Annotated in this window: 24 protein-coding genes and 2 pseudogenes; 11 read left to right on the forward strand and 15 right to left on the reverse strand. The window is 70.6% G+C overall.

All coding sequences use genetic code 11. From position 1 onward, the window contains the following. Positions 1-215: 215 nt before the first annotated feature. On the forward strand, positions 216-410 hold the full coding sequence (locus ACZ573_RS14700; protein ID WP_266941177.1) for a DUF1918 domain-containing protein: 195 nt from the start codon (positions 216-218) through the stop codon (positions 408-410). A gap of 987 nt (positions 411-1,397) precedes the next feature. Here ACZ573_RS14700 and secD read toward each other — a convergent pair. After that, entirely contained in the window at positions 1,398-3,746 is a 2,349-nt protein-coding gene (secD, locus tag ACZ573_RS14705) for a protein translocase subunit SecD (RefSeq protein WP_471303586.1), read from the reverse strand. A gap of 99 nt (positions 3,747-3,845) precedes the next feature. Beyond that, positions 3,846-4,223 carry a hypothetical protein gene (locus tag ACZ573_RS14710; protein WP_471303588.1) on the reverse strand — a complete coding sequence of 126 codons (378 nt, stop codon included), beginning with the start codon at positions 4,221-4,223 and terminating at the stop codon, positions 3,846-3,848. A gap of 474 nt (positions 4,224-4,697) precedes the next feature. Between ACZ573_RS14710 and ACZ573_RS14715 the strand changes: the two genes are divergently transcribed. The 4 genes and pseudogenes from ACZ573_RS14715 (at position 4,698) to ACZ573_RS14730 (ending at position 6,585) form a co-directional block, all read left to right on the forward strand. Further along, complete coding sequence (locus ACZ573_RS14715) at positions 4,698-4,973, forward strand: isoamylase early set domain-containing protein (protein ID WP_471303590.1); 276 nt, start codon at positions 4,698-4,700, stop codon at positions 4,971-4,973. Positions 4,974-5,016: 43 nt separating this feature from the next. Further along, a pseudogene (locus tag ACZ573_RS14720) lies at positions 5,017-5,345 on the forward strand (PRC-barrel domain-containing protein). Positions 5,346-5,688: 343 nt separating this feature from the next. Continuing rightward, positions 5,689-6,078 carry a hypothetical protein gene (locus ACZ573_RS14725; protein WP_471303591.1) on the forward strand — a complete coding sequence of 130 codons (390 nt, stop codon included), beginning with the start codon at positions 5,689-5,691 and terminating at the stop codon, positions 6,076-6,078. Positions 6,079-6,183: 105 nt separating this feature from the next. Further along, on the forward strand, positions 6,184-6,585 hold the full coding sequence (locus tag ACZ573_RS14730; protein WP_471303595.1) for a TraR/DksA family transcriptional regulator: 402 nt from the start codon (positions 6,184-6,186) through the stop codon (positions 6,583-6,585). Positions 6,586-6,754: 169 nt separating this feature from the next. Here the strand turns inward: ACZ573_RS14730 and ACZ573_RS14735 are convergent, their stop codons facing one another. Next, positions 6,755-7,411, reverse strand: a complete 657-nt coding sequence (locus ACZ573_RS14735; protein ID WP_471303598.1) for a hypothetical protein — start codon at positions 7,409-7,411, stop codon at positions 6,755-6,757. Positions 7,412-7,641: 230 nt separating this feature from the next. Between ACZ573_RS14735 and ACZ573_RS14740 the strand changes: the two genes are divergently transcribed. Beyond that, entirely contained in the window at positions 7,642-8,052 is a 411-nt protein-coding gene (locus ACZ573_RS14740; RefSeq protein ID WP_471303599.1) for a RidA family protein, read from the forward strand. Between the two features lie 233 nt (positions 8,053-8,285). On the opposite strand, the gene ACZ573_RS14745 is transcribed toward ACZ573_RS14740, so the two are convergent. Both ACZ573_RS14745 and ACZ573_RS14750 read right to left on the reverse strand, forming a co-directional pair. Beyond that, positions 8,286-8,786 carry a hypothetical protein gene (locus ACZ573_RS14745; protein WP_471303601.1) on the reverse strand — a complete coding sequence of 167 codons (501 nt, stop codon included), beginning with the start codon at positions 8,784-8,786 and terminating at the stop codon, positions 8,286-8,288. Between the two features lie 71 nt (positions 8,787-8,857). After that, positions 8,858-9,205, reverse strand: a complete 348-nt coding sequence (locus ACZ573_RS14750) for a tyrosinase family protein (protein WP_471303603.1) — start codon at positions 9,203-9,205, stop codon at positions 8,858-8,860. 269 nt (positions 9,206-9,474) lie between these two features. Between ACZ573_RS14750 and ACZ573_RS14755 the strand changes: the two genes are divergently transcribed. Together ACZ573_RS14755 and ACZ573_RS14760 are read left to right on the forward strand one after the other, a co-directional pair. Continuing rightward, positions 9,475-9,987: a MarR family winged helix-turn-helix transcriptional regulator gene (locus tag ACZ573_RS14755; protein ID WP_471303605.1), complete on the forward strand. Its 513-nt coding sequence runs from the start codon at positions 9,475-9,477 to the stop codon at positions 9,985-9,987. Continuing rightward, the gene (locus ACZ573_RS14760) at positions 9,984-10,835 is read left to right on the forward strand and encodes an alpha/beta fold hydrolase (protein WP_471303608.1); all 852 of its coding nucleotides are present in this window, start codon (positions 9,984-9,986) and stop codon (positions 10,833-10,835) included. The genes ACZ573_RS14755 and ACZ573_RS14760 overlap by 4 nt, the downstream gene beginning before the upstream one ends. Positions 10,836-10,935: 100 nt before the next feature. Here ACZ573_RS14760 and ACZ573_RS14765 read toward each other — a convergent pair whose 3' ends face one another. Continuing rightward, positions 10,936-11,433, reverse strand: a complete 498-nt coding sequence (locus ACZ573_RS14765; protein ID WP_471303610.1) for a hypothetical protein — start codon at positions 11,431-11,433, stop codon at positions 10,936-10,938. 53 nt (positions 11,434-11,486) lie between these two features. After that, a pseudogene (locus ACZ573_RS14770) lies at positions 11,487-12,385 on the reverse strand (transposase); the annotation flags it as partial. A 134-nt stretch (positions 12,386-12,519) separates the two neighbouring features. Between ACZ573_RS14770 and ACZ573_RS14775 the strand changes: the two are divergent. After that, on the forward strand, positions 12,520-13,572 hold the full coding sequence (locus ACZ573_RS14775) for a ferritin-like domain-containing protein (RefSeq protein WP_471303611.1): 1,053 nt from the start codon (positions 12,520-12,522) through the stop codon (positions 13,570-13,572). 327 nt (positions 13,573-13,899) lie between these two features. On the opposite strand, the gene ACZ573_RS14780 is transcribed toward ACZ573_RS14775, so the two are convergent. The 3 genes from ACZ573_RS14780 to ACZ573_RS14790 form a co-directional block, all read right to left on the reverse strand. Further along, entirely contained in the window at positions 13,900-15,330 is a 1,431-nt protein-coding gene (locus ACZ573_RS14780; protein WP_471303614.1) for an amidase, read from the reverse strand. A gap of 121 nt (positions 15,331-15,451) precedes the next feature. Further along, positions 15,452-16,039 (reverse strand): hypothetical protein, encoded by a 588-nt coding sequence (locus ACZ573_RS14785; RefSeq protein WP_471303616.1) that lies wholly within the window; start codon positions 16,037-16,039, stop codon positions 15,452-15,454. A gap of 170 nt (positions 16,040-16,209) precedes the next feature. Next, on the reverse strand, positions 16,210-17,295 hold the full coding sequence (locus tag ACZ573_RS14790) for a DUF2330 domain-containing protein (RefSeq protein WP_471303618.1): 1,086 nt from the start codon (positions 17,293-17,295) through the stop codon (positions 16,210-16,212). Positions 17,296-17,381: 86 nt separating this feature from the next. Here ACZ573_RS14790 and ACZ573_RS14795 point away from each other — a divergent pair, with 86 nt between their 5' ends. Further along, the gene (locus tag ACZ573_RS14795; RefSeq protein ID WP_471303621.1) at positions 17,382-17,891 is read left to right on the forward strand and encodes a hypothetical protein; all 510 of its coding nucleotides are present in this window, start codon (positions 17,382-17,384) and stop codon (positions 17,889-17,891) included. A 9-nt stretch (positions 17,892-17,900) separates the two neighbouring features. On the opposite strand, the gene ACZ573_RS14800 is transcribed toward ACZ573_RS14795, so the two are convergent. Genes ACZ573_RS14800 through ACZ573_RS14820 form a run of 5 tightly spaced genes read right to left on the reverse strand, consistent with a single transcriptional unit; the run spans position 17,901 to position 22,644 of the window. Further along, positions 17,901-18,560, reverse strand: a complete 660-nt coding sequence (locus ACZ573_RS14800) for an HAD family hydrolase (protein WP_471303623.1) — start codon at positions 18,558-18,560, stop codon at positions 17,901-17,903. Then, a complete protein-coding gene (locus tag ACZ573_RS14805) occupies positions 18,557-19,666 on the reverse strand; it encodes an ABC transporter ATP-binding protein (protein ID WP_471303626.1) in 1,110 nt (369 codons plus the stop codon). The genes ACZ573_RS14800 and ACZ573_RS14805 overlap by 4 nt, the downstream gene beginning before the upstream one ends. 4 nt (positions 19,667-19,670) lie before the next feature. After that, entirely contained in the window at positions 19,671-20,603 is a 933-nt protein-coding gene (locus ACZ573_RS14810; RefSeq protein ID WP_471303628.1) for an ABC transporter permease, read from the reverse strand. After that, positions 20,591-21,481, reverse strand: a complete 891-nt coding sequence (locus tag ACZ573_RS14815; RefSeq protein WP_471303630.1) for an ABC transporter permease — start codon at positions 21,479-21,481, stop codon at positions 20,591-20,593. The genes ACZ573_RS14810 and ACZ573_RS14815 overlap by 13 nt, the downstream gene beginning before the upstream one ends. Continuing rightward, positions 21,481-22,644 (reverse strand): ABC transporter substrate-binding protein, encoded by a 1,164-nt coding sequence (locus tag ACZ573_RS14820; RefSeq protein WP_471303633.1) that lies wholly within the window; start codon positions 22,642-22,644, stop codon positions 21,481-21,483. The genes ACZ573_RS14815 and ACZ573_RS14820 overlap by 1 nt, the downstream gene beginning before the upstream one ends. 242 nt (positions 22,645-22,886) lie before the next feature. Here ACZ573_RS14820 and ACZ573_RS14825 point away from each other — a divergent pair, with 242 nt between their 5' ends. Continuing rightward, the gene (locus ACZ573_RS14825; protein ID WP_471303635.1) at positions 22,887-23,645 is read left to right on the forward strand and encodes a GntR family transcriptional regulator; all 759 of its coding nucleotides are present in this window, start codon (positions 22,887-22,889) and stop codon (positions 23,643-23,645) included. Positions 23,646-23,649 lie beyond the last annotated feature (4 nt).

Raw genomic sequence — 23,649 nt, forward strand, 5'->3', positions numbered from 1 at the left:
GCCGGGGCGTGGCTCGGGTGGCCACTGACGGTGCTCATCCCGCTCACCCGCCGCCGGGGCTGACTTTCGGTGGCACAGGTCCAGACGGCGATCCGCGGTGCGTGGCGGACAGTGATACTCCGGTCGCTATCTGATTGGGTTGGGTATGCAACGCTGCTCAGCGGCCGAAGGAGGCCCTGGGCTTCCCTGTCCCGCCCAGAGAGGAGTCAGCCGATATGCGAGCAAGTGTGGGCGACCGCCTTTTGGTTCACGGCCGCACGGTCGGTCAGCATGACCGATCCGCAGAGGTGGTTGAGGTGCTGGGCCCGGACGGAACGCCGCCCTACAGGGTGCGGTTCGAGGACGGGCACGAAACGCTCATGTCGCCTGGTCCTGACACTGTCGTCCGTCACCTGACGGAAGACGCCTGAGCCGACGCACAGGGGCCTGAACCCCTGGCTCCCCGCCGCGCCAGTCTCCTGGACAGTCTTGCCGGATAACCCGCGCGCTCTATCTCCTCTCTCCCCGCGTCACTGGGCTCCTCCGTGACGTTTTGGGCACGCGCGGCGCAGGCTTGCAGGTTCCCGCCGCAAGCAGGGCGACCGCCCGGTCTCTACGCGGAGTCGACGCTGCGGCCCCGCCCGCCAGCGAGTACCGGCGGTCCCGAGGCGGAGGGCCGCAAGCCGGAGCGGTGCGTCAGTTGGCTCTTGGGGAGGATCGGACCGGTGAGTAGCGACTCCGCTCGGTGTCGCAGGGCGCTCGTACAACGATCCCGCCACCGGCCTGGACGTCGCGGAACACGCCAGCCTGCGGCCGGACCTGCGGGCGGCGGCCTGGTGGCTGGCCCGCGTGTTCCCCGGGCGCTACGGGCCGAACGCCCATTGCTGGGAGAAGGTCCTCGACGCGCACGCCCCCCGTCGCAGCCTCGGCGCCCACGTCGTCGGGTCAGCGCTCGGCCGACGACCTCGCCGCGGGCGCCGTTCAGACCGAGCCAGACGGCGATGAAGTCGAAGACGAGTTCCCGGCCGCTACTGACGGACCTCGCCACCCCAGTTCGACAGGTGCCGGCGCGGCCAGTCCTGCGCGAGTGGCTGACGCGAGGTCACCACGCTCACCTCGCCGGACCCGTGCAACGGCGGGCGAGCTTGAGGTGGGCTTGGCGCAGCGCGACCTCGCACTCGGCGGGAGTGGTAGAAGTACTCGAACAGCGCGTCCTCGAAGGCGTCGCAGCGGACGTGGACGTCCTCGCGGCTCCCGGCGCGCAAGGTGATGAGCGGGCCGGTGGCCCTGGTGCCGCTTCCCCGGGCATCGTGCCGACCGGGCCTCCACGGAGCGTGGCCGCGGTTGTCGGAGCTCCATGGAGGCCCGGTCGGCGTGTGATGGAGGCTGCCCTCGGCCTCAGGACCGTCCTCGTGGGCTCAGACGACCGCCCCCGTCCCGCTCTCCTTCTTCCTCCGCGCCTCCAACGGGCTGTGTCCGTCAGAGACTTCCTTCGCAGCGCGACGGTCCCGTGCCGGTGGGGGTGTCGGGTTGCGGTGTTCCAGGGCGATCGCGATCGGGACCGCGGTGAAGATGGTCGAGGCGATGCCGAGCAGGACGCCCGCGATCAGCGCCACGGAGAAGTCCGCCAGCGAGTCGCCGCCCAGTACCGCCAGTGCGGTCAGGATGAACAGGGCTCCCATTCCCGTGTTCACCGTGCGCGGGAGTGTCTGGACCACCGCGTGGTTGGCCGTATTCTCCAGGTCGCCTCGGGGGTCTCGGCGGCGCGCTTCGCGGACGCGGTCGAAGACGACCACCGTGTCGTTCACGGAGTAGCCGATCACCGTGAGCAGCGCCGCCAGGAAGACGCTGTCCACCGGCCTGCCCAGCCAGGCGAACAGGCCCACCACGAGGAGGACGTCGTGGACCATCGCAGAGACTGCCGCTGCCGCCAGGGTCCAGCGGAACCGCACGCTGAGGTAGATCAGCTGGGCGGCCACGGCGATGCCCAGGGCCAGGAGCGCCTTGTGGCGCAGTTCGCTGCCGAGGCTCGGGCCGATCTGTTCGTCACGCTCCACCGTGACGGTTCCACCGGGCTCCTCCAAGGCCGCCTTGACGCGCTGCTGTTCGTCGTCGGTGAGCTTCTCCGTGCGTACGGTGATGTCGCCGTCGCCGGACTCCTGCACCACCGCGCGCGGGAACCCCGCGTCGGACACGGCGTTCCGGGCCGTGTCCGCGTCGACGGACCTGCTGGTGCTGTACTCGACGAGGCGGCCGCCCGTGAACTCCACGCCGAAGTCCAGGCCGCGGATGAGGATTCCTGCGACGGCCACCGCCACCAGGAGTGCGCTCGCGCCGAGCCAGCGGCGACGGTGGCGGACCAGGTTCGGGTTGCGGCGGGACAGCCATGTGCGGACCCGGCCCGTCGAGGCGATGCCCGTCAGACCGGGGCGCTTGCGTACGAAGCTGCGGGCGACGGCGAAGTCCGCGAGCGCGCGGGTGATCACGAGCGCCGTGAGCATCGATGCCAGGACGCCGATGCACAGGGTGACCCCGAAGCCCTTGACCGGGCCCGTGGCGAAGAAGAACAGCAATCCCGCGGCGAGCAGCGTCGTCACGTTCGAGTCGATCACCGCGCTCCACGCCTTCGCGAAGCCGGTCTTCACCGGCTTCGCCAAGTCCTGGGAACGGACGCCCAGGTACTCCTCCCTGGCCCGTTCGAAGACCAGGACGTTCGCGTCCACCGCCATGCCGATCGCCAGGACGAACCCGGCGAGCCCCGGCAGCGTGAGCGTCGCGCCGAGCGCCACCAGAGCGGCGTACGAGATGAGGCCGTACAGCGCGAGGGCCAAGGCGGCGAGCGCGCCAAGGAGCCGGTAGACGACGGTGATGAACAGTGCGGTCAGGGCGATGCCGATGAGCGCGGCCTTGGTGCTCGCCTCGATTGCGTCGGCGCCGAGCGTCGGGCCGACCGTGCGCTGCTCCACGACGTCCAGGGGCACCGGCAGCGCGCCGCCCTTCACGAGCGCCGCCAGCTCACGCGCCTCGGCCCGGCCGAAGCCGCCGCTGATCTGCGTGGAGCCGCCGGTGATACCGGTCCCGCACACCACGTCCGCGGTGACGCCCGGCGCCGAGATGATCTTGTTGTCGAGGGTGATGACGACGCGGCGTTCCGGAGCGCCCTGAGGCGCGCAGGCCGCGTCCGAGGTGATCTTCGCCCAGGTGTCGCCCGCGCCCTTGCGGAAGTCGAGGGAGACCATCCAGCCGCTGAGCGACTGCTGGTCCAGGACTGCCTCGGCGTCCTCGACCCCCTCGCCGGTGAGGGCGGTGGGGCCCAGCTTCAGGTGGTTGCCCGGCTGGTCCGGGTCGGGCAGGGTGCGCGATCCGTCCGCCTCGGGCTTCGCGGAGCCCTTGTCGGCCGTCGCCCCCGTCACCGGGTGGACCGTGAGCTGTGCGGTGCGGCCGATGACCTCGGCGGCCTTGCGTGGGTCCTGCACTCCGGGCAGTTCGACGATGATCCGTTTCTCGCCGGACCGGGCGATGCCGGGTTCGGAGACGCCGAGGGCGTCGACGCGCTGCCTGAGGACCTCCAGAGCGCGGTCGGTGGATGCGGCGTCGGCCTTGACGGTGGGTGAGTCCCGGGTCTCCAGGACGATCTGGGTGCCGCCGCGCAGATCGAGGCCGAGGCGGGCGGATTGGGTGAGGGCGATGTAGAGGGACAGCGCGACGGCTGCCAGCGCGATGATCGCCCTCCACAAGGGTGGGCGGGACAAGGGTGCTCGAGACATGCGTACTCCACGATGAGGGCAGGACGGAGGGACGCGTGACCGGCCCCGCGCGGTGTGCGCCGGGTCAGAAGGGTCAGGCGTCGATGACGGTCTGCGTGCTCATCGGGGGGGCGGGCCGCGCGGGGCGGCGGACTCGGCCGGCCTGCGCGGCGGCGCGAGTGGGGTGGCGGGGCCCGTGTCGGGCCCGCCCAGGGCGCGGCGCGGGGCCGTGTCGACGGCCGTACGCGCGGGGCCCGCAGGCTGCGGGCCCGGGATGTGGGCGTCAGGTCGGTGCGTGACCGCGACATGCCGCGCCGGGACGTCGTCCGGTCCTGCCCCTTGTCCGGTGTGCCCCGCCACGGTGGGGTGGGCGAGCGGCCTGTCGGCGGGCATGGGCATGCCCTGTGCCCCGGCCACCGGGACGAACAGCGCGAGGACGGTGACGACGAGGGTCAGCGCGGACGCGGCCAGGCGCGCGGAGCGGCTCTGTTGCGGCACGCGTCCCCCCATCCCTTCGGTGCTCGTCGGGTGCGCACGGCGTGGCCCCGCCCTGCTCAACGTATGGGGCGCCCCGGTCCGTTCCGTGTTCCTCGGCAGTTCTTCGGAAGCCGAAGAACTTCAGCAACAGCGCGAAACCCGGCCGGTCGCCGCCCCCGACTTGCTCCGAAGCCGCTCCTGGTCCGGCTCCGAACAGCGTCCAGACCTCGATCAAGTCCTCCGGCTCCCTCTCCTGCCGCACTCCGCGCTCCCTCCGGTCTTCGTGACCGACCAACGTCGCCGAGCGGCTCCTCAGGGGCATGACCTCCGCAGCGTTCTGCCTCCACGCGCGCTGACCTCGGATCTGCCGAGCCGCCGGAACGTGCGGCCGAGCGGGGGACAGCTGTACCGGGTGGCGTAGTGCCCCGCTACCCAGGCCGGCGCAGCGGGCAGTATGGCGAAGCCATCCCCCCGTCTGTGAGGAGCTGACCGTCCATGTTGGAGCGCACTCGGAGCAAGAAGCGGACCGAGGTCACGTTCGTGTTGCCCGCCGGCCATCCGGCCGGTGAGGTCAGCGTGGTCGGTGACTTCAACGACTGGCGGCCCGGCGCCCATCCCATGATCGAGCGTCCCGACGGAAGCCGCGCGGTCACGGTCACCTTCCCGGTGGACCAGCACCACGGATTCCGCTACCTCGCCGACGGCGGCCACTGGCTCGATGAGGAAGGGGCGGACGGCCACGACGGCCGTAACTGCCTCCTGTACACCTGACCCTCCGCACGACCACGGACTCTGGCCCAGAAGGAGAATTCCTGTGGCTGACGACATGTGGAGCTACGACCCCGCGTCGCACTACACGCCCGGCACCAGCCCGGTCGGCTTCAAGGTCGAAGCAGCGACGGGAGTACCGGCAAGGTCGGCGCCTCCTACATCGTCGTCGACACCGGCCCGTGGATCTTCGGCAAGGACGTCCTCATCCCGGCCGGCACCGTCGTCCGCGTCGACATCGAGGAGAAGACGATCAACGTCAACCTCACCAAGGACCAGATCAAGGACTCCCCCGAGTACGACAAGGACAAGCACCGCGGCGATGCCGCCTACCGTGATCAGCTCGGCCAGTACGACGGCCGCGACCGCGGCTGAGTCCAGCCCGCCGGGCTGCGGCTCCCCACCACGCAAGGGAGCCGCAGCCCGGCACAGGGCCCCGCGATCGTCGGGCCGAACTTCCTCCGGCAGCAGAGCCGGCCAGCCCGCACACGCCGAGCGCTGTCCTGCGGTCCGCAGGAGGGGGGAAGATCAGCGGGCCCTGCTGGCCGAGCGGGCCCACCGGCGGTCCAACCCGGATGACTGGACCGAGGCCGAGCAACACGTAGGGGCTGCTCTGCCCGGTGACTTCAAGGCGTTTCTCAACGCCTACGGCACCGGGGTCATCTCCGGCGAGCTCGTCGTCTTCCACCCCCGTGGCACAAGCCCGCTGCTGGAGCGCATGCGCAAGACCCACGGAGTCTTCGCCGAGCGCCGAGACAGGGCCCTCGGCCGCGGCGACTCCGAGCACATCCCTTACCCCTTCCACCCTGAGCCCGGTGGGCTGATCTCGTGGGGATACGACTACAGCGGCGACGAGCACTTCTTCCTGCCCTGCGACCCGGATCCCGACCGATGGAAGATCGTCACGATGGCCCACGAAGAGGGTTGTGAGACCTTCGATGGCCCGTTCTCAGGCTTCACCCTTGCGTTCGTGCTGCGGCTGCTTGATGTCGACCGCTACCACGGCATAGAACCGGAAGCCCTGGAGTTCCTGGAGCCGGAAGACTTGGAGGAATTGGTTGCCGCCGGAGAGACCGGCCCCGTCCAGCCGAGCTTCGAGCCGTGCTGAGGCGCTCGGCCACACCGATCCGGCGTTGGCCGACTTCGACCTTGAACCCGTCCCCAGCCGCTCGAACATGACCCGTGACGACTTGGTGAAGGCGCTGTCCCGAACATGACCCAGGCAGGACGTGACGAGCAAGACCGGTCCGCCTTCGCGACCGCCCGCGCACGCCTCGCTGCCGATCGCGCCGACACCCTCGCGCGGGCAGCCGCGCTGAGCCGCGACTTCGAGGGGATCGTCGCGGCGAACGCCCTCGTCGCGGTCGACGACGAGCACGACCCCGAGGGAGGCAGCACCGCCTTCGAACGAGCCCACGTGGCCACTCTGATGGCGCAGACGCGCGAACACCTGGAAGAACTGGACCGGGCACTGGAACGGCTCGAACAGGGACTGTACGGACAGTGCGAAGGCTGCGGCGGGACGATCCCGCCCGAACGCCTGAAGATCCGTCCGGCCGCGACCACCTGTGTCCGCTGCGCCGCCGATCCGCGCCGGCCGCCGCACGCCGTTTGACACGGCCCGTCCACCTCCCGCACCCTGCCGCCTTCCGTGCCGCGCCCCGGCCTGTCCTGCATCCGGGACTGGACGAGCTGTACGCCTTCGCCCCGCCCCCGTGCTCGACGAGGACCCCAACGGCGAACTTGTTCCCCAAGGCCGGCACCTACGTGGACCTCCTCAACTCCTACAGCCACTCCTCGAAAACAAAGCCGACGGCTTGGTGGATGACGGCTTCCTCGAGCGCTTCCTGTCTGCGGCCGGTGGGTGCGAGTGTCTGTGGCGTCGGTATGGGGTGAGCCCACCAGAGGGGACTTCCACCCGGGACGGACATCAGCCCTCCGAACCGCAAGTCGCCCGCGAACCAGAACACTCCGCGACCGTCCGGCGTACCGACCCATACGCTCTCCGGTACCGGGGAACTGAATGTGCACGCGACCGTCGCATCCGGGCCGAGCAGCATCACTCCCTTGCCCTTCCCCCCAGGGAGTTCTTCCAAGCGGCAGGGCCACACCTGCCAGGGACTCGCGAGCGCCACAGCCGCCTTGCGTTCCATGGCCTGCACGTTTCCCTTGATCTTGGCGTCGTCATGTACTGACCAGATCGACCCAAGGATGGCGATGGCTAAGGGGAGGAGGGCTGCGATCAGTGAGGGGTCGTCCTGGTACCAGAGGGGATTGAAGAAGACGGCTACCGCCAGGGCTGTTCCCGTGAGCCCAAGAGGTATCTCGGACTTTTCGCTTTTCGCCTTCTCCAGCTCCGCGCTCACCACCGCCCCCACGGTCGGAGTCATCACGGATGCCGGTCGCGGCGACATCTGATACCCGAACTCTTCCGCCATCATGGCGCCCCCGATGCTCGATGTGCGTTCATTCAACCGGCTGGCGGGGGGACCAGGAAGAGGACCAGAATCGCGATCTCTCGGCCTCGTTCGGTGGCGGCGAACGGTCAGATCGTCACGGAGAGTACAAGCGCCGCCTCTCAGCTTGGTCTTCGACCTCAGGTTGCTGCGGAGTGCTTGCCGTTGGGGAAATTGCGGTGCGTGCCGGCACCACGCCAGGCAGACTCGCGGACATGACTGAGAGGATCACCCGCATCAACCCCGAGCAGCTGCATGAGACGCCCGGCTACCACCACATCACGGTGGTAGAGGCAGGGCGTACGGCCTACCTGGCGGGACAGTGCCCGCTTGATCGGAACGGTGACCTCGTCGGTGCCGGTTCCCTCGAGACGCAGGTCGACCAGGTGGTCGCGAACGCGCTCACGGCCCTGGCCGCCTCGAGTGCCCAGCCGCAACACGTGGTGCGGTCAGTGATCTACGTGCGGAGCGACGAGAGGGACAGGCTCGGAGCCGCATGGCGTCGGCTCACCGAGTCTGCCCTGGGGCCGGCGTTCACCACCGCCAGCACCCTCTTGGGCGTTGCCCAGCTGGGCTTTCCCGGACAGCTCGTCGAGGTGGATCTCACCGTGGCGCTGCCTGACTGACTTCGAACGGCGTACCGAATCTCCACCGGCCCGGACCCGGACGACCGCCCGGCACCCCGAACAGACACCGGGCACCCCGCTACCGTGTAGTTCCACGTCGTGCTGACCTTCTGGCCGCGGAGGTACAGGTCGCTGCCCAATCTTCCGCACCTAGCTGGCGTGGTTGTGACTGTTGAGCCCGGTGGCGTAGTTGGTGCGGGAGCCGGGCGTCTCGGTGCCGACGCCGGACGCTCTCAGTGAAGCTGCTGGGTGCCGACGCTGTCATGGACGAAGACGGACCGGGTGTCGGCGGAAGGGTAGCTCTCCTTCAGGGTGAAGGCCTGGGGCGTGCCGCCTGCGGGGGAGTCCGGGGCTTCGAAGTGCAGGACGTAGGTCTTGGAGGTGGCCGTCTCGCTCTCCAGCTGCAGCCAGCCCACGACGCCGGCAGCCGGAAAGGTACCGGTCGCGGTGATGGTGGTCTTCGTGGTGCCCTGCTGGAGGGCGAAGGCGGCCGTGCCGAGGTCCAGACGCTTGCGGGCGCCGTCCTTCCAGCGCTGGAAGAGCGTGATCCACTCCTCCGGCCATGGGCCGCCGGTCGCTGTGGGCGGCATGTCGCTCTGCAGCCGCGCCAGGATGTCGTCGGCATTCGCCACGACGTCGTCGTAGTCCCACAGATCGAATGCGAAGCCCATGTGGGCCTTGTCGGTGGCGCGGAACATCGGCCGGATGTGGAGCTCGAACACGGGAGTGCGCATGCTAGCCGTACACCTCCATCAGGACGCTGTTGAGTGTGATCTCCCCGATCAGCTCGGGCGGTTGCTGTGGCTCACCCTGCGAGGCCGGGCTGCGAGAACGCGGCCGGGAACTTGCCCGTCGCCTGTGGGTGGATCCAGTCCCAGTACGGCACGGTGACGTTCGCGGTTCTCGGCGGGTTCGCCGCCTGCAGCAGCTTCTCGAAGTAGTGCAGGTGAGCCCGGTGCCACGGCAGGAACAGGTCGCTGCCGTGTTCGCACGGGCCGACGGACCCGTCGTTGTGGAGCGCAGCCTGGAAGTCGTACCCGCTCACGTCGTCCGGATCGGCGGTCGAGCGTGCGCGCAGGATGTCGATCGCATGGATGTAGTCGCTCAGCTCGCTCGGGCTCAGGGAGTTGATGTCCCGTCGGCTTCTGACCATCGCTCCACCTTCGGTTCGGCTCTCCCCATACGTATCAGCAGGAGCGCTGTGGTGCGCGTCACAGTTGTGGCGTGTCCGCGTGAAGACACCTCATGCAGCTAAGCCGTCAAGTCGTGGGGGTAGGCCGTCCCCTTCGGAGCTTGCCGCGGGTTCGCCCCTGGGTGTCGGCGTACGACTCGATCTGCCCAGTCGCGTACGAGTGAACGTGCTCAGGCTCTGCTGCTCTGAACCTATGGCCACATAGACACAGAAGATGTCATGATGACATCATGAGTGTCGATGAGCGTACGAGGGATGAGCCCCCGTTGGGGCCTCTGCTGTACGAAGTGATCCGCAGCCTGTGGCCGCTGCACCGCACGGTCGTGCGTGCCGTGGAGCGGGAGCTGATGCACACGGGGATGACAGCTGGTCAGCATGCGGTGATGGACGAACTGTGCAGGGGCGGCCCTCGAACGGTTCCTCAACTGGCCCGCCTGCTGGGCCTGGACCGGCAGCCGGTCCAGCGTCTGGTGAACGATGCGACAGCTCTGGGGCTGGCTGAGAGCGCCACCAACCCGGAGCACCGGCGCTCGCGCCTGATCCGGCTCACCCCGAAAGGGGAAGCCATCATCAGGGGCATCCAGGAATCCGAGGAAACCGAACTGCGGCGCCGGCTGTCCGATCTGACCGCCGGTGACGTCACGACGGCTCTGCACGTGCTCCGTCGCCTCGGCGAGGAGTTCAAGGACCTTGCACAGGATGCCCCGCCGCACCCCACGGATCGAGGAGACGACCCACGATGACGCATGCGCGGACACACGCGGTCACAGCCACCGCCGTACCCGTCGAGGCGGGCGAGCTCTTTTGCGAGTCGGCCGGCGAAGGACCCCCCGTCGTACTGCTCCACGGCGGCATGCTCGACCTGAATATGTGGAACGAGCAGTTCTCGTGGCTCGCGAGCCTGGGGTACCGCGTCATCCGCTACGACGCCCGCGGCCACGGGCGTTCCTCCACCGTGGCCGGGGACTACGCCAACCATGACGATCTACACTCTCTGCTCACCCACCTCGATGTCCCGTGCGCCACGCTCGTAGGGCTTTCCCTCGGGGCGCGGACCGCCGTCGACACGGCGATAGCTCATCCGGAGTCTGTGTCGGCCCTGGTCCTTGCCTCGCCCGGGGTGAGCGGCCGGCCTTTCACCGACCCCTACGTCGCGCACCACACCGCACAGCAGATGGCCGCGATGGGCGACCCGGACGGCGGAGCGCAGCGGTTCGTGGAGCACTTTCTCCGGATGTGGGTGGACGGGCCGTACCGTGAACCGTCCCAGGTCAGCCGCACGCTGCGCGAGCGGATGCATGGGTCGGCGTCCGCCAACGTCGTGCGGCACGCCCGCGGGCTCGGGGCGGGGATACCGAGAGAAATCGGTGCAGCGGACCGGCTGGCCTCCATCGGCGTGCCCACCCTGGTTCTCGACGGAGAACTCGACAGCAGTGACATCTCGTCAAACGCTCAGGCCATCGCCCAAACCGTTCCCGATGCCAGGCACCAACGGTTCGCCTCGGCAGCCCATATGGTCAACCTCGAGAACACGGCACTCTTCAACCTCGCGGTCAAATCCTTCCTCGTGTCCACGACTGACCTCAACTGAGCACCTTCACCTGTACTGGCGTGAGCACATTCGGGGGTACGCCGACACCTGGGCCCCAGCCGGCGCGCAGTGGTCGGCTCAGGGCCGTATGGCGGGTGGATCACCAGACCGTGCCGAAGAACCGTGTCCACCAGCTGGGCTGCGCCGAGAAGTGCTCCAGCCTGCTGGGGCCGTCGTAGTCGCTCTCCAGCAGCTCCTCGGGGACACTCACGTAGTCGAGGTCGGCCAGCGCCCGCTCCACGGTGGCGAGGTCGCCGAGGTCCAGCGCCCCCTCCTCGTGGGCCTCGTCCGTGCCGAGGAAGGCCCCCGGATTGTCGGCGCAGACTTCGGCGAGGGAGCCGAACTTGCTCACGCAGACCACGATCCGCGTCCCGCAGACCGTCGCGTCCGCAGGAATGTGGACGCGCCCGTACTCGCTGGAGTCCTGGGTGTCCCGCTCGGACTCGCACGAGGCACCGAAGTCCGCTTCGAGCCGGCTCACCAGGCCGCCGAACTTGAGGCCGGTCGCGGCGCGGTCGTAGTTCATCGGTCGTTCCAGCCTCTCTGGGTCGTCAAGTTCTCGCAGGAGGGCCAGCAGTTCTATCTCGCTCTTCGCCATCCGCACATCCTGCCGCCCCTCGGGCGGGAGCGGAGAGGCAGGGCCGTTCTACTTCACGCCGTAGCTGTCGCTGCTGCCTGGGGCTCTGAGGGGAAGGCGATTGCTTCATCGAATGGGACGCGTGCCAGGAGACAGTGGTGGAGCTGGCCGAGCATCCGGTTGAACAGGTGCCGCGGGCCCTGCATGTGCCAGTCCCCTCCTGCCCGGCGGCGCCTGTAGTGGGAGTCCGCGCCGCTTGAACCGCTGAGGGAGGCGAAGGCCCACAGGTGGCCGACGTGGTTGAGCCGGTTGTTCTTGACGAACCGGCGTCCGACGTAGCGGCGTTTGCCGGAGGCCCTCGTGATCGGGGCCGAGCCGGCGTGAGCCTTCAGACCCCTGCCGTGGCGAACCGGCTCCTGTCGTCGCCGATCTCGCCCAGGATGCGGGCACCGGCCTGGGGACCGATGCCGGGGAAGCTCAGCATGATCGCCGCGTCCGGGTGTGACCGAAAGGCCTCCTCGGCGGCACGGGCCAGGTCATCGACCGCCTCGCAGGCCGCGTCCAGCTGCAGCAGCAGGGCCCGTGCCTGCTTGCCCATGGCCTCCTCGACGAGAGGCAGCTGCCGCGGGGCCTCCTCGCGGAAGAGTTGCTGGATCCGTTCGGCGTCTCCTTCGATGCCCCGGCGGCGACCGGCTCGCCGGAGCATTGCGGTCAGCTTCCGCATCTGCAGCTTCGCAGCCAGCGCAGGTGTGGGCGCGGCGGCCAGGATGCGGCGGGCATCGGGCCGGGTCAGGGTTCCCGGCTTGTCCCTGAACGCCTCGATCATCGACGGGAATTCCCTGAGCAAGGACCGTAGCTGATTGGCGACCTGCTGCCGGTTCCAGACCGCGTCCTGCTGTGCGCGGGCCAGGACGGCGACCGCTTGGGCCAGATCGGTGTCGGCGGGTAGCGGCCGGTGCATCGGCGCGTCGGTGTTCGTGTCGCGGATTTCGAGGCGGCCGGCCCCGATCGGGTGAACCGTCCCGGGGCTCGCGCGCACGTCGCCCGCCCGGCCTGCCGGACGGATAGCGTTTCATCCTGTCTGTATGCAAATGAGGCAGGTGTGGCATGACCCAGGTCCTGGAGTACGAGAGCAACGCCATCGTCGAGCTGCTGGGTGTTCTCCCGGCGGACCGCGATGCGGAATGGCTGAAGAACTCCCTTCAGCAGGCGATCATGGTGGAGATCGCGACCATCGGTCCGTACGCGAGCGCCCTGTGGTCGATCAAGGAATCGAATACGGCGGTCGCCAAGAACATCCGGGAGATCATCTTCGATGAGATGACCCATATGGGACTGGTGTGCAACATGCTCACCACCATCGGAGGGACTCCGGTCCTCGCCGATCCCAAGGTGGTGCCGAAGTACGAGCGCGCGCTGCCGGGGGGCGTGCGGCCTGAACTCATCGTCTTCCTGGAGGGGCTGACCAAGGACTCGGTCGAGATGTTCTCCGAGATCGAGCGCCCGGACCACCCGGTCGCCCAGCTCGGAGCCTTCGCCACCATCGGGGCCTTCTACACCGAGATCGAAGAGGCCTTCGAGACACACCAGCACCTGATCAGCGGCGACCGGCAGATCGACTTCTCCCTCGAGAGCCACGGCCAGGGCAACAAGATCGTTCCGCTCGACAGCATCGAGAAGGTGCGAGCCGCGATCGAGATCATCAAGGAGCAGGGCGAGGGCACCTCCGCCTCACCCGAGAACCCCTTCCCCGGCAAGCCCGGCGAGCTGGCGCACTTCTATGTGTTCCGGGAGATGTTCCGCGGCAAGAAGCTGATCAAGGTGTCGGAGAATCCGCCCGTCTGGGACTTCAAGGGCGACGATGTCCAGCTGCCCCCGGCCTTCCCCATGGGGCGGGTGCCCGAGGGCGGTTGGGCCAACGGTGGGCTGAACGCGCCCACGCCCGAGGTTCAGCAGGTGCTCACAGCGTTCAACACACATTTCAGCGAAATGCTGCGGGCGCTGCAGGCAGCCTGGCTGACGGGTGACTCGGACATGCTGTTCCCGGCGATCGGCCACATGGGAGGGATGCGCACCGAGGCGCGGAAGCTCGTACAGCTGGAGCTGCCCGACGGCAGCGGGAAGACCTACGGGCCGGAGTTCCTGTACGTCGAGGAGTGAGAGCCTGCAGCCTGCCGGCAGTGACCGGACCCGCTCCGACAGCCCCCACCTCACGGGTCCGAAACTGCCTCCCCAGGCCCGCCAGGGGCGAGGGAAAGCATCGCAAGGCGGACGAGGTGCGGTGCCGGACCCCGCGAGCCCGGCATGATCGGCAAGGCGCCCCCTAGGCCCTGTCGTCAAAGTCCCGTCGGGCCCGCGACGCCCGGCACCGCACCTCGCTGCGTTGTCGGAGCGCCCGAGTACGTCCAGTACACGGGCGCCCCTCCGCCTTGCGATGCACGGCACCGGACGCCGCGGGCCTTACCGACGCCACTTTGACGACAGGACCTACGGACGTCGCTGCGCCCACGGCCGGACCTCCTCCAGTTGCGCCGCGACCCGCAGGAGGGTGACCTCGTCGTCCCGGCGGCCCACCAGTTGCACGGCGAGCGGCAGTCCGTCCTCGCCGAGGCCCGCCGGGACGGAGGCGGCCGGGTGTCCCGTGACGTTCCACAGCGCGGTGTAGGCGACCATCGGGCGCGAGCGCGCCAGCGCCGTCAGCAGCCCGGCACCGTCCAGCGCGCCCACCGGGCGCGCGCGCTCGGCGACGACCGGGGTCAGCAGCAGGTCCATGGTGGTGAACATGCGGTCGGCGCGCTCCGCCAGCCGCTCCCCCGCCCGGATCCCGCGCTCCACGGCGGACTCGGGGACCAGCCGGGCGAGCGCGAGGGTCTGCCGGGTGCGCCGTTCCAGCAGGTCGGGACGCTCGACGGCGTCGGCCTCCGCCCGCACCCCACCGCAGAACTGTGCGGCGAACGGGGCCGTCGCGTCGGGGTAGCGGGGGTCGACCTCCCGTACGTCGTGGCCCAGTTCGCTCAGGGCCCGTACGGACTCCAGGACGGCCCTGACGTGTTCGGGATGCGGGCGCACCCCCGGCACGGCCGGCTTGACCGAATAGCCGACGCGTAGCCGGCCGGGCGGGATCTCCAGGGCCTGTACCCAGCTGGTGGTCGCGGGGCGGGCGCTCCAGCGGTCGGTGGGGGTGGTGCCGGCGAGCACGTCGTAGAGCAGCGCGGCATCGCCCACGCTGCGGGTGAGCGGCCCGACGGTGCCGAGGGCGTACCAGAGGTGCGGGTTGGGGGCGGTGGAGACACGGCCGCGCTGGGGTTTGAGGCCGAACAGGCCGCAGCAGGCGGCCGGGATGCGGATGGATCCGCCGCCGTCGCCGCCGAGGGCGGCCCCGACCGATCCGGCCGCGACGGCGGCGGCGCTGCCGCCGCTGGAGCCGCCGGGGGTGCGGGTGGTGTCCCAGGGGTTGCGGGTGTGACCGTGGGCGGCGGATTCGGTGAAGGGCCACTGGCCGAACTCGGGCATCGTCGTCTTGCCGATGACGACGGCTCCGGCGGCGCGCAGGCGGCGTACCGCTTCGGAATCGGCGGTGACGGGGGTCCGGTTGGCGGAGCCGCCGAAGGTGGTGACCTGACCCGCGACGTCCAGTTCGTCCTTGACGGCGATGGGCACGCCGTGGAGCGGACCGGCCGGCTCCGTCGCGTCACGGGCATCGGCCTCGGCGAGGGCCTGCTCGGCGAGGACGACCCGGAAGGCTCCGAGGACGGCATCGGTGCGGGCTATGCGGCGCAGCGCGGCCTCGACGAGGGCGCGTGAGGTGGTCTTGCCGGTGCGCACCAGCTCGGCCTGGCGTGCGACCCCCTGGAACATCAACTCCGTGTCGTCCCGGTCCTGTTCGTGCCGTCGTACGCCGTCTTCTGCCACGGACATCACCCTTTTCCCCTTACTTCTCGGTAACTCCGGGGCAAGGTTGGTGTCCCGGCGCTCGCGCGTCAACCCCGGCACGGGTGGCGTCGGCGAACAGACGGATCGGGCGTGCCGGGCGGCGCACCTACAGGGGGTAGCCGTCGGGGATCTTCCCGCAGGGCGCGTAGACACGGAAAGCGAGCGTCCCGGTGTGCTTGTACCAGTCCACATGGACCTGGTCGCCGGTGTCCCGGTTCTCGAACCGGAAGCCCGTGGTGGAGAGGTTCTGGCTGATGAGCTTCCAGCCCTGTTGCGACAGCCGGGAGCGGAGGCGCTCCTGTGCGGTCCGGGCGGTGTCCTCCGGGATGCCGGTCGTCTCCTGTTCGAGGCTGAAGGTCCGGACGTCCGGGCGGCTCTCGTCGATGTGGGCGAGGGAACGCAGTCCCCGGTAGTAACAGGCGCCCGTCTCCATCCGGTCGGGCAGCGAGCGGGGCCCGACGGGCAGGGCCAGATCGTTCTCGACGCGCTCGGCCTCCGCGCCGAGCCGTGTGGCAACGACATGGGGATCGACCTCGGGGTACGGTGCGCCGTTCCACAGGCGGTACGCACCCCAGCCGGTGAGGAGGCAGCACATGACACCCCCGAGCGCCAGCGCCGCGAGGACAGGACGAGAACGCGGGTGGCGGGGCGGGCGCGGCGGCGCTGCCGGGGAGAAGGACCGTACCGAAGGCATGGTCCGAAGCGTAGGGGGACGGGTCGCGCGGCATATCGGGGCGGGTACTCAGGCCGGCGTGAGTACCCGCCGCATCCGTCCGACACGACCGGTCCGGTCCGGGCCGGACCGGACCGGACCGGACCGGACCGGTCACGCCGGAGTCCGGGGGTGACGTCGTCCGGGGTCGGTCAGGACGCCGCGGCCGGGTCCGGGCGGCGGCCGCGGATGCGGAGCACCGCGACGGACGAGGCGGTCAGTGCCGCCACGACGGCCGCCAGCGTCAGGAGCCAGAGCGGGACGCCGCCCACCGTGAGCAGTTCGTCGTGGTAGATCGCCCTGCGGTAGGGGGTGTCCTTGGCGATGGCGCGCAGTTCGTGGTCGGCGTCGATGCGGCTCGGCACGGGGAACCGCTGGTCGATGGCGGTGAGGAAGACCGGCTCGGCGCCCGCCAGTTCGGCGAGCGGGCCGGTCCCGGGGTGGATGGTCCCCGCGAAGGTCACCTCGGGTGCGGAGCCGCCGATCGGGGAGGCGGGCTCCATGCGGTGGTCGGCGAGGACGTACAGGCCGAGCGACTGCGGTGTCTTCGCCATGCGGGAGAGCCGCATCGGGTAGACCAGCCGGTCGCTGTCGAAGCGGATCCTCAGCGGGTCCAGGTCGCCGCGCAGCGGCTTGTCCCCCGCGCGCGGGGCGAGCCGTACCGCCACGTACTCCCAGTGCTGGTCCACGTACGGCTTGACCTCGGTGGCGAGGCGGTCGGGGAGCTTGAAGCCGTTGCTCTCCAGCCAGTTCTTCAGGGCGTCCGGGTCGGTGGCGGTGAGCCGTGCCACGTCGAAGTCACCGAGCTGCTCGCGGCCGACGACACCGACCGGTGGCGCGGCGGCGCCGGGCGCGGGGGCTCCGGCGCTGTCGCGCATGCCCGTCGAGAAGGGCCAGTCGCGGTCGCGCGGCCAGAAGTAGCCGCGGGTCTTGTGCTCGGGCCGGGTGAGCCGGCCCAGTTCGTCGAACATCCCGCCGTCGCCGAGCTCGACCGTGGCCCGGCTCGGTACCGGCATGATCCAGGCGGCCCGGTGGGCGTCCCCGCCGACGGTGAACCGCATGACGATCTGCTCCGTGCGGCCGTCGAAGCGCACGACGGAGGTCTCCCGGTCGACGCCGATCCGCGACTGTCCGTCGGGAATCATGGCCCCGCACCCGCACGCGTAGGCGGGGTTGACCAGTGCGCCCAGCTGGGTCGCGAGCAGGGCGAACAGCAGTGCCACAATTCTTCGTTTCATCCTCACGGGGTCTGTGACGAAGGCCCCGCAGATCCGGTTCCGACCCCCCTCGCCGACCGCTGCGACCTGGCCTCATACTGTGCCCCATGACGGGGAGCGAGAAGCGGCAGCAGGCTCTGCTGCGCCGGTCCGCGGCGCTGCGCAGCCCGCTGGTTCCGGATGCCGTGGTGGCGGAGATCGTGCGGCACGACTGGGAGTCCATCGACTGCGGCTGCGGCCGCTCGGCGGGCCATCTGGTGGACGCGGTGCGGGATGCCGCCGAGGGGCATCCCTCCGCGTTCCACGCGCTGGAGGGGCATGTCTTCTTCGCGGAGCACCTGAAGCCGCCCGCCCCGGCGGTGTGCGGTGTGCTGATGGCCGTGTGGGCCGCGCACCCGCCCCGGCGGGCGACCCGCGAGGCCCTGCTGTGGACCCTGCTCGCCCTGCTGTGCACGGTGGACGACGGCGGCACCCACGAGGCCGGACTGCACGGGCAGTGCGCCGCCTTCATCCGTACGGGTGTGGACGGCTTCCGCCGTGAGATCGCCGCCGACCCGGGCTCGGGGACGGCCGCCTACGCGGAGGGCATCCTGGACATCCTCGGCCTGCCGGCCTGAGTGCGGGTGTCAGCCGGCCGCCGTCAGGCAGCGCCGCAGCCCGGCCACGGTGACGTCCTCCAGGGACTCGGCGAAGGTCCGCGGCGGTGACGCCGGAACCGCCAGCAGGGACGGGACCACCAGCACCGCGCAGCCGGCGGCCTCCGCGGAGGCGGCGCCGTCCGGCGAGTCCTCCACCGCGACGCAGGCCCGCGGTGCGAGGCCCAGGCGCCCGGCGGCCTCCCGGTAGGGGTCCGGGTGCGGCTTCGTGCGGGCGGTGTCGTCGGCGGAGAGGGTGAAGGCGAAGGGGACATGGGCCAGGGAGCCCCCGACCACCGCGTCGACGACGACCCGCGGTGATGCGCTGACCAGGGCGAAGGGCACGCCCTCCGCCTCCAGGGCGGTCAGCAGCCGCTGGGCGCCGGGCCGCATCGGCGCCCCGGCCTCCACCCCGCGGAAGAAGCTCTCGGTGAGCGCCGCCGCCACCTCGGACGGGTCTCCCCCTCCCGAGACCCGTACGAGGTGAGCGGCGGTGTCCTCCACCGCGCGGCCGACGACTTCCGGCGCGTCCGCGCCGGTGAGCCGGTGGCCGAGGCCGCCCGCTATCTCCTCGGTGGTGCGCCACCACAGCACCTCGGTGTCGACGAGGGTGCCGTCCATGTCGAACAGGACCGCGGCGAGGGCGCTCACGCGGACCCGGCCACGACGAGCACGGGCCGCTCGGCCAGTCCCACGGCGGCGCGCGCTCCCGGCACCAGGGCTCCGGCGTCCCGCGAGGGCAGGTCGGCTTTGACGCTCACCCCGCCCCGCAGTTCCAGGTGGAGCCGGGTCACGGAGCCGAAGAAGGAGGCGGAGACCACGGTGGCGGTGCCCTCGGCGTCGGCGGTGACGGTCACGTTCTCGGGGCGTACGAGGACCTGCACGTCCGGCGTCGTGGGCGCCGGGCCGTCGACGGGCAGGCGGGCTCCCGCCACTTCCACTTCCACCAGGCCGGCGTCGGTGAGCCGGCCCGGCAGCCGGTTCATGGTGCCGACGAACTCGGCGACGAAGGGGGTGGCCGGGCGGTCGTACAGCTCGGCCGGGGCGGCGCACTGCTCCAGCTTCCCGGCGTTCAGGACGGCGACCCGGTCGGCCATCGACAGGGCTTCCTCCTGGTCGTGGGTGACGAAGACGGTGGTGATGCCGAGGGAGAGCTGCAGGCGCCGGATCTCCTCGCGCAGGTTCGCCCGTACCTTGGCGTCGAGTGCGGAGAGCGGCTCGTCGAGCAGGAGTACGCGCGGGCGCAGGGCGAGGGCGCGGGCGAGGGCGACGCGCTGCTGCTGGCCGCCGGACATCTGGTGCGGGTAGCGGTCGCCGTGGTCGGGCAGGCCGACCAGGTCGAGGAGTTCGGCGGCTCGTTCGCGGCGCTCGGCCGCTCCGGCCTTGCGTACGCGCAGGCCGAAGGCCACGTTGTCGCGGGCGCTCAGGTTCGGGAAGAGGCTGTAGGACTGGAAGACCATGCCGGCGTCGCGGCGGTTGGCCGGGACGCGGGTGATGTCCTGTCCGTCGACGAGGACCTCGCCGGAGTCGGGCTGTTCGAAACCGGCGACGACGCGCAGGGCGGTGGTCTTGCCGCAGCCGGACGGGCCGAGCAGGGCGAGGAGTTCACCGGGTTCGACGGTGAGGTCGAGCCCGTCGAGGGCGACGGTGGACCCGAACGCCCTGCGCAGGCCGCGGAATTCGACGCGCGCGCCCGCGGGCCGGTCGGGATCCGCCGGCTTCCTGGCCGCGGGAAGGGTGGTGGGCGTCGTAAACATGGGCTCAGGACTCCTTGCGGGAGGTGGTGGCGGGTGCGGCCGCGGCCGTGGAGGGGGTGGTCCCGGCGCGGGAGAGTGCGATCAGCAGCAGCCAGGTGATCAGGAGGCTGAGGATGGAGACGGCCACCGACATCCGGGCCTGCGCTCCGGAGATCGAGACGATCCACACGGCGAAGGGCTGGAACCCGAGGAGGGAGGCGATGGTGAACTCGCCGAGCACCAGGGCCAGGGTGAGGAAGGCGGCGCCGGCGAGCGAGGCCCGCAGGTTCGGCAGCAGCACGCGCAGGACGACGTACGGCCAGCTCGCGCCGCAGCTGCGGGCCGCCTCGACCAGGGTCGGTACGTCGACGGCGCGCAGGCCCGCGTCGAGCGAGCGGTAGACGAAGGGGAGCGCCAGGACCGTGTAGGCGAGGACCAGGACGACGGGGAACTTCTCGTTCTGGACGGCGATGAAGGTCTGGTAGAGCGGGGTCCGTGACAGGTGTTCCGGTCCCCAGCGCAGCACGGTGGTGATTCCGGTGACGAGCGCGATCGGCGGCACCACCAGCGGCAGCATGCACATGACCTCGACGACCGGGCGCAGCCGCGGGGAGCCGATGCGTACGGCCACCAGCGCGGGTACGGCGAGCAGCAGCGACAGGGCGATGGTCGCGGCGGCGAGGCCGAGGGAGAGCAGCAGGCTCTCGGTGAAGCCGTCGGCGGAGAGCAGCTCGGTGTACGCCTCGAAGGTGATGCCCTGGCCGGGCACGTGCACGGTGAAGACGAACGAGGCGACGAGCGGGACGAGGAAGTAGGCGCCGGCGAGGGCGAGGACGGCTCCGCGCCAGATCCTGGGGCGGGGCCGGCGGGCCGGGGTCCGTGCCGGGGCTCCGGCCTCCGGTTCTCGCGTGTCCCGGGCGCTGTCGGGGTACCGGGTGGTCGGGGTCATCGCAGCCATCGGGCGCTCCGTCGCTGGAGGGGCAGGTAGACCGCCATGACCAGGCCGGCGATCAGGATCATGTCGAGGCCGAGGGCGAGCGCCACGTTCTCCTGGCCGGTGAGCACGTTCCCGGACAGCGCGTCCGCGATCTTGAGCGTGACCAGGGGGACGGAGCCGCCGACGAGGGCCGCGGCCGTGGCGTGGGCGGCGAAGGCGGTCCCGAAGAGCAGCACGAACCCGCCGAGCAGGGAGGGGGCGAGCACGGGCAGGCCGACATGGCGCCAGAACTGCCATCCGGTGGCCCCGCTGCTCTGGGCGGCTTCGCGCCATTGCGGGCGCAGTCCGTCCAGCGCCGGGGCGATCACCAGCACCATCAGCGGGATCAGGAAGTACAGGTAGACCACCGTGAGGCCGGTGAAGGAGTACAGGTTCCAGCCGAGCTCGGTGAGGTCGGCGAGCTGGGTGACGACGCCGGAGATCCCGACGGTGGCGATGAAGGCGAACGCGAGGGGTACGCCGCCGAAGTTGGCGAGCACCCCGGAGGCGGTCAGCGCGGCGCTGCGCAGGCCCGCGGAGCGGGAGGTGACCACGGCCTGGGCGATCACGACGCCCAGGACGCCGCCGACGAGTGCGGTGAGGGCGGAGAGCTGGACGCTGCCGATGAGGGAGCCGAGGTAGGGGCCCTGGAGGGAGCGCGCGAGGTGCTCGCCGGTCACCTGGGTGGCGCCGCTCGCCGGGTCGGTGCGGGTGACCGCTCCGTAGGCCATGGCGCCGAGCGGGATGCCGAAGCAGAGCCCGGTGAAGGTGAGCAGCGGGAGGGTCGCGAGCCAGGTGCGCGGGCCGCGCCGCCGGCGGCGGGTGCCGCCGGCGGCGCGGGGGTCGGTGGTGGAGGACATCAGGAGAGGGCCTTGTCCCACTTCTCGGCGAGGGCGGCCTTGGCCTTGTCGAGCTCCTCGGAGGCGGGGAAGGCCGGGGTGCCCTGGACCTGCGGGAGCTTGGCGACGGCGGCCTTGTCGGCGGTGCCGTCCTGGGTCATGCCGGGCAGCAGGACCGGGCGGGCGTATCCACCCAGCCAGAGGTTCTGGCCCTCGGCGCTGTACAGGAACTCCAGCCACAGGCGGGCGGCCGCCGGGTTCGGGGCCTCCTTGTTGATGGCCTGCGAGTAGTACTGGGCGTAGACGCCGTCGGTGGGGACGGCGACCTTCCAGTCGACGCCCTTGCCCTTGAACTGGTCGGCGTAGCCGGCGTTCAGGTAGTCCCAGTCGATGGAGATGGGCGTCTCGCCCTTCTCGACGGTGGCCGGGGTGGACTCGACCGGGATGAAGTTCCCGCTCTTCTTCAGCTGCCCGAAGAAGTCGATGCCGGGCTGGATGTCGGCGAAGGAGCCCTTGTTGGCGAGGGCGGCCGCGTAGACGCCGCCGAAGGCCGAGCCGGACTTGGTGGGGTTGCCGTTGAGGGCGACCTTGCCCTTGTACTCGGGCTTGAGGAGATCGGCGAAGGTCTGCGGGCAGGTGGGGATGCGGGCGGCGTCGCAGCCGATGGAGACGTAGCCGCCGTAGTCGTTGGTCCAGCGGCCGTCCGCGTCCTTCTGGGCGGCGGGGATCTTGTCCCAGGCGGTGACCTTGTACGGGGCGAAGAGGTTCTCGGCCGCGCCGCTGCGGGCGAAGGCGATCCCGAGGTCCAGGACGTCGGGGGCGCGCTTCTGGCCCTTGCGGGACTTGACGGCGGCGATCTCGTCGGAGCTGGAGGCGTCCGGGTTCTCGCTGTTCACCTTGATCTTGTACTTGGCCTCGAAGGCCTTGATGATCTCGCCGTAGTTCGCCCAGTCCGGCGGCAGCGCGATCACGTTGAGCTCGCCCTCCTTCTGCGCGGCGGCGGCGAGGGCCTCCAAGGAGCCGAAGTCGGCGACCGAGGTCGCGGCGCCCGGCTGCACGCCGTTCTTGGCGCCGTCGGCGCCGCCGGACTTCTGGTCGGGGGCGGCGCCACACGCGCTGAGCGTGGTGAGTACGGCGGCGCTGAGCAGAACGGCCGCACCGCGACGGGCGGAGGAACTGAGCACGGTCTCTCCCGGAGACGAAGGTGGGTTCACTTGTCTGAACAAGTTGGCTCCAGTTCGCCCGGGCCCGCTGTACGGACGGTGAACGGCGCCTGTCTCCGGGAGCACGGCTCGAAGAAGAGAGAAGAATGACCGGAAGAAGCCGTGACAGAACCTGTTGCAATGATCATGGGAGACCGGTGCACAGCGATTGCGGCACGGCACCGCCGGCACCGCCGGCACACGGCGATCAGGGGGCGAAGGGCATGAGTACGAGCGCGGGAACGGCCAGGTACCTGGAGATCGCCGAGGCACTGCGGCGGGAGATCCTCTCGGGCGCGCTCCCGGTGGGGGCGCACCTGCCCTCGGAGAGCGACCTGGCGGGGCGCTGGTCCGCATCGCGCGGGACGGTCCGCCAGGCAGTGGCCACCCTCGCCGCGGAGGGGCTGATCGGCTCCCGCCAGGGCGCGCGGCGCATCGTCCTGCGCCGGGAGCGCCGGCACAGCTTCGGCGAACTGAACAGCTTCGCCCAGTGGGCCGAGGGGCTCGGGCACCGGGCCGCCAGCCGCTTCCTGGCGCGCACCCGCAGGCCCGCCACGGCCGAGGAGTCGGACCGGCTCGCACTGGCCCCCGGTACGGAGATCCTGGCCGTACTGCGGCTGCGGCTGCTCGACGGGGAGCCCACCATGGTGGAGCGGACCGCCTACGCCGACTGGGTCGCGGCGGCCGTGGAGGCACTGCCGGTGGACTGCCGCTCCGTCATGGACAGCCTGGCCGAGGGTTCGGGGGTCACCGCCCACTACGGCGAGCACCTCATCGACGCGCTTCCGGCCGGCAGCGAGGACGCCCGGCTGCTGGAGATCCGGCGCGGCAGCCCGCTGCTGCGCCAGCGGCACGTCTCCGCTACGGCCACCGGCCGCCCGATCGAGTGGTCCGACGACCGCTACCGGGCCGGCAGCGTGACCTTCAGCGTGAACAACTCTTCGGTAGCAACTCCCTTGGAGCGGCGCGTCGGAGACCAGTGACCGC

Source organism: Streptomyces sp. NPDC040545, assembly GCF_055595065.1.